We start from the raw sequence: 12631 nt of genomic DNA on the forward strand, positions 1-12631 counted from the left end.
GAGAGGCTAATGCCTCTCCTGCTATTTCGCGTACTTACTTCATGTTTTTACTGACTCTATATTAGAGCAAACAGAAGAGAAAACTTACCAGCTTATACCAACACCAGCGCCAAATACTGGACTACCTGAATTATTCCAGCTGGTTGACAATCTGAGGCTGACATTTTCATTTAATTTATCCTGGATACCTAAAGCTACAGCGCTGCCATTTCTATATTGGCCTAAACCTAAACCAAGACTAAATCCGGTATTATTGCTATAAGGAATATTGGTCATTGCTGCTACGCTGGCAACACCCGCATTAGCTCGTTTTTCAATGCGGTCAATTTTATTATCGAGATAATTAACTTTTTGGTCTGTATATGATTGTAGTTCACCGAAACGCGTATCAGTATAATCCTTCGCGTTCTTTAATGTTTCTTTATCTCCTAAAATACGTTCTTTAGATTCAGTTTGAAGACCATTGTTCAGCTCAGTTTTCACATCCTTTACTACTGATAGTTCCACGTTCCTCTTCACATCATCTTTCAGAGCACCTTCCAAGTCAGCTCTCACATTTCCTATTTTTTCATTTACTTGTTTCTGAGTGTACACATCTGCCGCATTTGCTTTCTTGATTAATTCTGCATTTGCTTGATCTTTCGTGTACACATCTGCCGCATTTGCTTTCTTGGCTAATTCTGCATCTGCTTCAACTTTCGTGTACACATCTGTCGCATTTGCTTTCTTGGTTAACTCTGCATCTGCTTCAACTTTCGTGTACACATCTGCCGCATTTGCCTTCTTACCTAACTCTATATCTGACTGAGCTCTCGTATACACCTCTTCTGTTGTTGAGGTTCCGCCAGAACTTTTTTCAGCTCCTTGTACAAACGTTGTACCACTTGAACTTGCTGTAGCTGCTGCTGTCTCAGATAATAATGCAGAGGAGATCAAAACAGACAAAATTGCTAATTTACGTGGTGTAGTTTTCATATTAAACATATTAAAAATTTCCCATTATTAATGAGTGATTGGTGTGTGGAACTACTAACAAAATGTATTGGCTTACATTTTGTTAATTCTTAAATTATCTTCTTTAATAAACTTAATCTTTCTTAAATAAATCATTAGGTTTTTTAATTACAAATTCTTCCTTCTCTTGTTAATAAATACCAAATGGATTTTAGATTAATATCCGTGCATTTATAATTTTGGACAAATAAGTGACTTTATAATAAAAACTATGTTCCTATTTCTTGATATTCCAGACAGTTTTTTTTCAGGCCGTTTTTACTTTGACCTTTATAACGAAATGCCTCAATTAATTTTACAAAAGCCGATGTGTGTTGTTTTCGGCTTGGATAATAAAGAAAATATCCTGGGAAAGGTTCACACCAATCCTCTAAAACTTTAACTAACTTCCCTTCAGCAACTTGTTTTTCTACCGAGTCTTCAGGAACAATAGATAGCCCAAGCCCCAAAGTAGCCGCTTCTATACGAAGATCCAGATTATTAAACGTCAACTGACCTTTTACCCGTACCCGCGTTCGTTGCCCGCCCTTAGAAAATTCCCAGGCATATAAACCACCTAAGGTAGGCCGCCGAATATTGATACAGTTATGATTCTGCAAATCGAGCGGCGTTTCCGGTTTACCGTGAGCCGCAAAATATTCCGGCGTTCCCACGACACACACTCTCCAGTCCGGGCCAATACGTACAGCCACCATATCTTTAGCTACCAGCGTCCCCAGACGTACTCCCGCATCAAAACGACCGCTGATAATATCGGTCATACTGTTGTCCATAAACAGCTCTACATGAATATCGGGATATTCACGCACAAAAGGCTGCAATAATGGCCACACTGTAGACTGAAGCGCATGTTCTCCCAGAGTGATGCGGATATTACCTGCAATCCGGTCCCGCATATCCGTCAGTGTGATGAGATCATTTTCAATTTCATTCAAATGTGGGCTGATATTGTTAATCAGCATTTCTCCCGCTTCAGTGGGCACCACGCTGCGGGTTGTTCTGGCTAGTAGTCGAATATCCAGTCGTTCTTCCAGACTCCTTATGGCATGGCTTAATGCAGATTGCGAGAGTCCAAGTTTTGCAGCAGCACGAGTGAAACTTCTCTCATGCGCAACGACAATCAGATAAAAAATAGCCGTAAAGTTATCCTTCAGCATCTTACTCATACCCCTCTCTTCCATCAGTGTGATCCGGTTACAACGTGATCATTTTGATATATATGTTTTGATACATATGTTAAGTTCAGCAATGGGTACGAAGAGATGCTAATCAATATAACTTCCATTAACTCTAATAATATGGCTGCCATTAACTCTAATGAAAAAAGGCAGTCGTCATGTTGTAGCTAAAGATTAACACCCTAATAAATTTTGATTAATACCGGGAAAATGATAGCGGTTATGAATTTTCTTCATTAAACGGAAATAATTAACCTTATATTTTACTGGTTCTTAGTATTCAGCTTTGCAAAACATCCATATAATTATCTGTTTTTAAATAATCTTTACCCTGATTTTAGTGATAAAGGTGATTGCCATTTGGCTGAAATGTACAGCGGCCCCGGACACCGAAAATCCCCCATCGAGCTGATAATGAGGCGCTGTTTATTGTTCTGCCGATAATCTGACTGGTGGCATAGGCGGGAATAAGGAGCGAGCTAACCGGGTTCCCTAAGTTCGGCTCAAGCGGTTGAACTGAAAAACCCTCTGTTTTTTCAGGCCGGAAAGAATGCACGATAAAGTCACAGGAACTTTCATTAAGCGTGAAAACTATAAACTATATTTAATATATGTATCTAATTATTTAATACATGACCAACTTGCGCTGGCTGCCCTTTTTCAGTTTAATAGCCATTCAGCGCCTGCATTGACCTCGTACCTGGCTTTGAATGAAATCATATTATTAAATAATACATAAGGAAAATAACATATAAGGAACCACTTTATGAAAAATGAAAGAAGACTTTTTCTGAAACAGGCGAGTATTACTGGTGCAATATTCTCATTATTACCGCTGATTCCAACAGGCGCTCTTGCTTCTTCAAATAGCCAATCCAAAAGAGAGGAGGATATTAATATCGGCGTCTGTGAAATGACCCCAGAGGAAATGTCAGGCCCCTATTTTATAAATAACAAACTGTTGAGAAGGAATATAACAGAGGATGAACCAGGAATACCTCTTTTATTGACAATGAAAATAATTGATTCTGTCACCTGCAAACCTTTAAATGATATCTTTATTGATATATGGCATTGTAATGCAATGGGTAAGTATTCAGGTTGGAAATATATAAACCCAGATATCGAGGCTCCATCTGGTGGTATAGGGACGATTTCAAGAACGGATGAAAGCACATTCCTTCGTGGGGCGCAACGGACTGATAAAGAAGGCATCGTCAGGTTCACTACCATTTTCCCTGGATTTTATGCGGGAAGAGCTTTACATATCCATTTATCAGCAAGGAAGGCGAATGTACAAAAAAGACAGGAAGATAAATTCTATTTTGTAGGCCAACTCTATTTCCCTGAGGATGTATCTGAAGAAGTCATGATGAATGATATGTATTCTCCAAGGGATGTTGATAGGCTTAAAAATGAAGATGACTCCATCTTTTCTGGCGTTAAAAATAGAGCTGCAATTTTAACAGTAAAAAAGATAGGGGATAATCTATTGGATGGATTACATGGAAAGATAGTCTTATCGATTAATAAAGACAATGTGTCCAAGAAAATAACCCCTAAAGACTTGGCTAAACACACGGTATAAATGTGATTACCGAGGACAACAAACTGACAGATCATATCTAGCCTAATACACCTAACCCAATGCAAATGCAGGAGAGGCATTAAACCCCTCCTGTTATTTCTCATACTTATTCTATGCTTGTTCTTTCCCTATCATAGAAATGGAACCAGAAAACAAAAGATGCTGATCTCCTGGAAGTTGCTTCCCACCTGCTATTTCACACCTACCATTTCAATTAATATTATTGATGTTTCATTTTGATTTATTGCATTGTGATATTATTATCGCCAGCCAATTTAGTTCATTAATATCGGCCTATTTATTAGAAAAAATTACATAGGCAAATTTGATTACTACTCATCACTATTCATCTCATGAAAAAACCATCAGCAATTTTAATTACTCATATCAAAAATAAATGAAGTATCCCCCTTTTAGGATGGCAATTTAAAAAATACAGTATCTGTTTTATGAAAAATGTAACTCTTAAATATCTTCAATGGGTAACAACGTCAGATAACTCACATTTAATCCATTAGCCGAATCATTAGCCTAACTAGCAGGAGTTAAGCAATGCCTATGTCATGCAGTCGTATCAATAACGAAAAGCCACTTGCATTTGAGAATTCTTCTGTACCTTCTTGCCAATTTTCACTCAGTTCTACTCAGCAAGTCGTCTGGCTTGACCAAATTATCCGACCTGATAACCCCTGCTATAATCTTGGTTCAGTTGTGCTCATTGAAGGAAAATTGGATGAAGCTCTGTTAATGCGTGCTTTTGAAACTGTTGTTTATCGTCATGACGCATTACGTTTACGACTCATCAATACCCAAGCGTTACCCCTTCAGGAAATTGCAGAAACTTTGCCCATTTCTGTGACAATTCACGATTTCTCACAGCATACCGACGCAGAAGCCCAAGCCACGCAACATATCCGGGCAGCTTTCATGCAACCGTTCGATTTAAATGGCGCTCTGTGGCGTGCTGAACTACTACGAGTAAACGATACACGCTGGTACTGGCAATTCTGTTGCCATCATTTGATCGGGGATGCTACAAGTTTAGGCTTGATTCCTGAAGATCTTGCTTATATTTATGGCGGTTTAATCCGGGGAGAACAGCTATTCGAGCCTGCATCTTCTTATCTTGATTTTGTTACCGAAGATAACGCCTATTTCGACTCACAACGTTATGTGCAAGATCGGCAATTTTGGCTGGAACGCTATGCGAACTTACCCCCCGCATTGCTCCAACCGTTAAATCCAGAGAAAACCACCTCTCATGGGCAAACCGAGCCTTTACTTTGGCAATTAGATAACGGACTTTTTCAGCGCATTGAAGAGACGGTGACCAGGCATGGGTTGTCTGTCTTACATTTCATGTATGCCATTCTGGCGTGCTATTTCGCACGCACTCGCTATTTCTCACACAGTACCGATGCTGAGGAGATCGTTATTGGTGTTCCGGTGCATAACCGCAGGAATGCTAAACAAAAACGCACAGTAGGAATGTTTTCATCCGTTATTCCTGTTGGTATAACCATTACACCTCATGACACCTTTCTTGATGTTATGCACAAAGCCGCTGCGGAGTTACGTCGTTGTTATAAACGTCAACGTTTACCCATCGCAGAGATTAACCGGTATACACAAATCCAGCAAAAGACAGGACGCGCCCAGTTATTCGATATCATATTGTCATTTGAGTTGTTCGAAGCAAACGCTAACATGCCGGGCACTACTATATCAGGCACTACTATATCGGATACTAATTCATCGGATACTAATTCGGGTACTATTTTCCAATACGCTGCAATACAACGTGGCACCCCATTCCCTCTCTTTATCATGCTTCGCCGATACGCATTTGCTGGCTGTGAGGATGCCAATCAACCTGTCACGGTTGAGTTCAATTTCTCAACCAACTACCTGAATCGGGCAGATGTGATAGCACTTCAATCCCGTATTGCGGTATTGACAGAGGCCGCTCTTACATCGACAGAGACCCTGATTCAAAATTTACCGATTTTATCACTGACAGAACAGAACCAACTGCTGGTCAATTTCAATACCACTCAAGTGAACTTCCCGCAAGACACCCTGATCCATCAACTGGTTGAAACGCAAGTAGCACACCATCCTGACGCAACTGCCGTGATATTTGAAGATCAGGCACTGAGTTATGACGAACTCAATCACCGTGCCAATCGTCTGGCACATTATCTGATTGCGTTAGGCGTGCGCCCGGACGATAAAGTCGCTATTTGTGTCGAACGCAGTCTGGAAATGGTCGTGGGTTTGCTTGCCATCCTCAAGGCAGGTGGTGCCTATGTGCCGCTGGACCCTGCTTATCCGACCGAACGTCTGCGCTATATGCTTGAAGACGCGACTCCAGTGGCTTTGCTTACCCAGACCGCACTTGCTGATATGCTAAGCAGTGTCATGCCCGGCACATCTGTACACCAAATCATCCTCGACCCGCAAATCCCGTTTCTGGAGGAACAACCCACTCACAATCCAGACACACAATCACTGGGATTGACATCACACAATTTGGCCTATGTTATCTATACCTCAGGCTCTACCGGATTGCCTAAGGGCGTGGAAATGTCTCTGGCAGCCTTGTTTAACTTGTTACAATGGCATCGCCAGAATTTTTCACATCTCTTTGGTTCTGATAAAACAGCTCCCGGTAGAACACTGCAATTTGCAGCGCCAGGATTTGATGTTGCCTTCCAGGAAATATTTACGACTCTGTGCGAAGGCGGATGTTTGGTCTTGATGAATGAAGAAATGCGTCGAGAACCTCAACAATTCCTTCGCCTAATTCAGCAAAAACAGATAAACAGAATCTTCCTGCCTTATATTGCGCTACAGCACCTTGCCGAGGCGGCAAATCATATTGAAGGCGATTTTTCTTGTCTGGCTCATATCATTACTGCTGGCGAGCAACTGCGTATTACACCGGCCATTCGCCACTTTATACAGCGTACCGGATCATGCCAGTTGCATAATCACTATGGCCCGACTGAAAGCCATGTAGTAACGGCATACACACTGGACCAAGATGTTGAACAGTGGTCAACTTTTCCCCCTATTGGCCGCCCAATCGCCAATATTCAGATCTATATTCTCGATCCATATGGTCAGCCTGTTCCCATCGGAGTGACTGGTGAGATACATATCGCCGGAACCAGTGTGGCTCGTGGCTACCTGAATCGTCCTGAACTGACTGCCGAACGCTTCCTTATTAATCCTTTCTCTTCAAAACCAGATGCGCGCATGTACAAAACCGGCGACCTTGGCCGCTGGTTACCCGATGGCAACATTGAATACCTCGGTCGTAATGACTTTCAGGTTAAATTGCGTGGCTTCCGTATCGAACTTGGTGAAATAGAAACACAACTCGCACAATGCCACGGGATACGTGAAGCAGTCGTTCTTCTACGTGAAGATGAACCAGACCACAAGCGTCTGGTTGCCTATCTGCGACCTTTGGATGGCGCGAAACCAACCCCGGCAGAACTGCGTCAACAATTGGCTCAGCATCTTGCCGACTATATGCTACCCAGTGCCTTTGTTACGCTTGATGCTTTTCCTGTAACTCCCAACGGTAAACTCGACCGTCGTGCACTTCCCGTTCCTGATGCATCGGCTGTGGTGACACGCAGATATGAAGCGCCAATGGGTGAAATCGAGACGCGACTGGCACAGATATGGCAAGACTTGCTTGGGCTTGAGCGGGTTGGTCGTCACGACCACTTTTTTGAACTGGGGGGGCATTCATTGTTTGCCGTTCAGCTTGCTGCACGTGTGCGTCAGGTATTGGGGCGGGAATTATCACTACAACAACTTTTTGCCCAACCACTATTAGCAGACTTGGCTCAGACGCTTACCAGCGCGTTGGTCACTACTCAGATTGTTATTCCTGCCATTGATGATCGCAGCCGTCCATTTCCGCTCTCTTTCGCCCAACAACGGTTGTGGTTCCTTAGTCAGCTCGATCCTGCTGCCAGTCTGGCTTACCATATTCCGGTGTTACTGCGTCTGACGGGACAACTTAACCAACAAGCTCTCATCGTTGCATTCGAACGCCTGATTGTCCGTCATGAGAGCCTGCGCACCCGTTTCATCCTGATTGAAGGGCAGCCCTATCAGTACATCAATAATCCCGCCGATAGCAGCGTTGCTCTGTCTTATCAGGATCTGCGTTCATTGACTCCAGACGCCCACACTCAACACATCGCTGATCTTACCGCTATTGAAGCGCAGACACCTTTTGACTTCAGTCAAAGCCCTTTACTCCGCGTTCAACTGTTGCAACTGACGGACCAGACCCATATGTTGCTGCTTACCCTGCACCATATTATTGCTGACGGTTGGTCTATAGGTGTACTGGAGCACGAATTGGATGTGCTCTATCATGTCGCCCTCAATGGTCAAGGCGATCCATTGCCACCATTGACCATTCAATATGCCGATTATGCCGTTTGGCAACGTGATTGTTTGCAGGCAACGACACTCCCTGAACAACGTGATTTCTGGCAGAAGCAACTTGCAGGAGCCCCGGCCTTGCTGTCACTTCCCACTGACCGACCACGCCCGCCAGTACAGACTTATACCGGCAGTCAGGTGCCTTTCCATCTTGATGCTACTTTATTGGCATCACTGAAAGCCGTTGGACAACGTCATCACACGACTTTGTTTATGACTATACTGGCGGCCTGGAGTATCGTACTTGCCCGGTTAAGTGGTCAGGATGATATTGTTATCGGCACCCCGGTTGCCAATCGTCCGCACAGTGAACTGGAAGGTTTAATCGGTTTCTTTGTCAATACACTGGCCTTGCGTATCACACTGGATGATTCTGCCAGCGTAACCGATCTGCTTACACAGGTTCGTGAGCGAGCACTTGCTGCCTATGCCCATCAAGATTTGCCTTTTGAGCAGGTGGTAGAAGCGTTGCAACCTGAGCGCAGCCTGAGCTACAGCCCGATTTTTCAGGTAATGCTGGCCTTAGACAATACTCCCGCCCGGAATCAAACATCGTCCGGTTTACAGATCGCTCGGATTGAGCAGACAAGTCATAGCGCGCACTTTGATTTGATGCTTTTGTTGATTGAAACTGACGCCGGCCTGACTGGTGGACTGGAATATGCTGCGGATTTGTTTGATTGTGCGACTGTCGAGCGCATGGTTGGCTATTTAACCCATATACTGACGGCAATGGTGGCCGATGAAACTCAACGTATTGCCACTCTGCCGATGCTGCCAGAAACAGAACGACAACAACTTCTGGTGGAGTTCAACGCTACAAAAGCAGATTTCCCACAGGATGCTTTGATTCACCAACTGGTTGAAACACAAGTTACCCGCACTCCCGATGCAACGGCTGTGGTATGTGGAGATCAATCGCTGAGTTATGATGAACTGAATTACCGGGCCAATCGACTGGCTCACCATCTGATTGCACAGGGGATACAGCCTGATGATCGGGTCGCCATCTGTGTTGAGCGCAATCTGAATATGGTAGTGGGTTTACTTGCTATCCTGAAAGCCGGTGGTGCCTATGTTCCGCTTGATCCGGCCTATCCTAGTGAACGACTGGCTTATATGCTGGAAGATGCTAAGCCGATAGCTTTGCTGACTCAAACAACACTCGTCGAAAAACTAAATACCCCAGTACCTACGGTAATACTTGATGACCAAGAAGCCTTCCTGACGTCACAACCTACCCACAATCTGGATGTACACGCGTTAGGATTAACATCACGTCATCTGGCCTATGTGATTTACACTTCCGGTTCTACCGGCCAGCCGAAAGGTGTGGCGATCACTCACTGTAATACAATCAATTTCCTGACCTGGGCACAACGGACTTTTGGCCGGGAAGAATTATCACACACGCTTTTTGCCACTTCGCTGAATTTTGATCTGGCGGTGTACGAATGCTTTGCTCCGCTTATTTCTGGCGGTACGGTTCATCTTGTTTCTGATGTGCTGTCACTGGTCACAACTGAACATCCCATCAGCCTGATCAACACGGTGCCTTCCGCCATTTCGCACTTGCTTGAAGTCAATGCCGTGCCTATGACTACCCAGACGGTCAATTTAGCCGGTGAAGCATTGAAACCTCATGTCGTTGAGCATTTGTTTGCCCGCTCATCCGTACAAAACGTCTGTAACCTGTATGGCCCCTCCGAGACGACGACTTATTCAACCTGGACACGGATGAGCCGGACGGCAGGTTTTGTCAGCCATATCGGCCGCCCAATCGCCAACACCCAGATCTATATCCTTGACCGCCACGGTCAACCGGTGCCTCTCGGTGTGACGGGGGAAATCCATATTGCCGGTGCGGGTGTTGCCCGTGGCTATCTGAATCTCCCCGAATTGACGGCGGAACGTTTTCTGGCTGACCCGTTTTCTCCTGTATCAGACGCCCGTATGTACAAAACCGGCGATCTCGGCCGCTGGCTGCCCGATGGTCATATTGAATACCTTGGTCGCAATGATTTTCAGATCAAACTGCGCGGTTTCCGTATTGAGCCAGGCGAAATTGAAGCCAAATTGATGCAATGTCACGGGGTACGTGAAGCCGTGGTCTTGGCACGTGAATATATTTCCGATGAAGAAAATATTTCCCACGAAAATCTTACTGGCGAGAAACGTCTGGTTGCCTATGTCCGGCCTTTAGAGGGTATTGAACTGTCTCCCGCCAATCTACGTCAACAACTTGCCCGGCAGCTCGCTGAATACATGCTGCCCAGTGCTTTTGTCATACTTGAAACTTTTCCGTTGACGCCCAACGGCAAACTTGACCATCAGGCACTGCCTGAACCGGATGTATCCGCTGTGGTTGCTCGCGGCTATGAAATTCCGGTCGGTGAAATCGAAATCACGCTGGCTGAAATTTGGCAAGAGTTGTTGGGAGTGGAACAAGTGGGTCGTCATGACCATTTCTTTGAACTGGGCGGGCATTCACTGATGATTGTTAGTCTGATCGAACGACTATATGATCTCGGCTGGCAACTTGATGTACGCAGTATATTCTCTACGCCGATCCTGAACGAAATGGCACAGGCTATTCAGGGGGACACTGAAACGTTTGCTGTGCCACCTAACTGTATCCCCGCACACAGTACTCACATCACGCCCGATATGTTGCCATTGGTTGCGCTGTCCCAGACAGAGATTGATGCCATCATTGAGGCAACCCCTGGCGGAGTGAGTAATGTACAGGATATCTATCCGTTGGCACCGCTACAGGAAGGTATCTTGTTCCATTATCTATTGCAGGAACAAGGCGATACTTATCTGTTATTGAGCCTGCTGGCCTTTGACAACCGTGAACGTCTCGATACCTTCCTTGTCGCTCTGCAACAAGTTATTGATCGCCATGATATTCTGCGTACTGCCGCCTACTGGCAAGGACTAGAGAAACCTGTTCAGGTAGTTTGGCGCAAAGCACCATTGCACGTTAACAGTTTCACTCCGGCCACAGCAGAAGACGTTCCAACTCAGTTACTGGCCCACACTGACCAGCGTTGTAATCGTCTCGACCTGAGCCGTGCCCCCCTGTTTGCCACAGATATCGCCTACGATCCGGCACAGGAAGAATGGTTGCTGGCGCTGCGTTTCCACCATCTGGTCTGCGACCATATGACACTGGCGCTGATTTTTGCCGAGATTACCCAAATACAACAGGGCCATGCCGAGGCGTTACCCGCGGCACTACCTTATCGCAATTTTATTGCTCAAACCCTGAGCGTCCCAGCTACGGTACACGAAGCCTATTTCCGCACCCAACTTGCTGATATTGACACACCGACCGCACCGTTCGGGGTGCTTTCAATGCAGAATGATAATGAACCGATTATCGAAGCCCAACTTCTGCTCGAACCGACTCTGGCAGAAGCGATCCGCACTCAAGCTCGTAGTCTGGGCGTCAGTCCGGGAGTATTGTTCCATGCAGCCTGGGCGCAGGTGTTGGCACAAATCAGCGGTTGCGATGATGTGGTCTTTGGTTCCGTGTTACTGGGCAGATTATCAGGCGGTGTTGGCACGGCCCGAACACTGGGTATGTTTATTAATACCCTTCCCGTGCGGATCTCTCTGACAGATCGCAGTGTGCAGGAAGTTATACAGGCAGCTTACCACAGCCTGACGACACTCTTGGAGCATGAACAAGCGCCATTGGTGCTGGCACAACGTTGCAGCGGTGTTACACTGCCAATGCCATTGTTCAGCACCTTGCTCAATTATCGTCACAGCCAGGCCAATGGATCTGACATGATTGGGCCTCACCAGACAGGTATACGTCTCGTCACCATAGGAGAGCGGACTAACTACCCTGTCACTTTATCCGTGGATGATCTGGGAACCAATTTCCGCCTGACTGCCCAGACTGTGACAAGTATCGATCCAGCTCGTGTTACCCATTACCTGGCTACCACCATCAGCGGTCTGGTCGAAGCGTTGCACTGCAATCCGCAGCAGTTGATTCGGGATGTACCCGTCTTACCTCCGACAGAGCGTCAACAACTATTAGTGGACTTTAACGCCACTCAGACCGTTTTCCCACAGAACGCGCTGATCCATCAATTATTCGAGGCGCAAGCCGCGCATCATCCCGATGCCATTGCCGTCATGTTTGAAGAACAAACTATCAGCTATGGTGAACTTAATCTCCGCGCCAACCGTCTGGCGCACTACCTGATTGAATTAGGCGTACGGCCCGATGACCGGGTGGCAATTTGTGTCGAACGCAGCCCGGAGATGGTGGTGGGTTTACTGGCTATCCTCAAGGCCGGCGGTGCCTATGTACCGCTTGACCCCACCTATCCCACGGGGCGGTTGACGTCTATGCTTG

At 45.7% G+C, this 12631-nt stretch carries 4 protein-coding genes; 2 read left to right on the forward strand and 2 right to left on the reverse strand.

Features of this window, described 5'->3' with window-relative positions:
- Window positions 1–84 precede the first annotated feature (84 nt).
- On the reverse strand, window positions 85–984 hold the full coding sequence (locus AAC147_RS18825) for a YadA-like family protein (RefSeq protein WP_052189649.1): 900 nt from the start codon (window positions 982–984) through the stop codon (window positions 85–87).
- Window positions 985–1223: 239 nt separating this feature from the next.
- The gene (locus AAC147_RS18830) at window positions 1224–2171 is read right to left on the reverse strand and encodes a LysR family transcriptional regulator (protein ID WP_052189653.1); all 948 of its coding nucleotides are present in this window, start codon (window positions 2169–2171) and stop codon (window positions 1224–1226) included.
- A 787-nt stretch (window positions 2172–2958) separates the two neighbouring features.
- On the opposite strand from AAC147_RS18830, the gene AAC147_RS18835 reads away from it, so the two are divergent.
- The gene (locus tag AAC147_RS18835) at window positions 2959–3780 is read left to right on the forward strand and encodes an intradiol ring-cleavage dioxygenase (RefSeq protein ID WP_047683785.1); all 822 of its coding nucleotides are present in this window, start codon (window positions 2959–2961) and stop codon (window positions 3778–3780) included.
- Between the two features lie 552 nt (window positions 3781–4332).
- Window positions 4333–12631: amino acid adenylation domain-containing protein (locus tag AAC147_RS18840; protein ID WP_156115396.1), on the forward strand; the 8299-nt coding region annotated here is incomplete at its 3' end.

The sequence above is a fragment of the Xenorhabdus sp. NBAII XenSa04 genome, assembly GCF_963866145.1.
GTDB classification, from domain to species: Bacteria; Pseudomonadota; Gammaproteobacteria; order Enterobacterales; family Enterobacteriaceae; genus Xenorhabdus; species Xenorhabdus indica.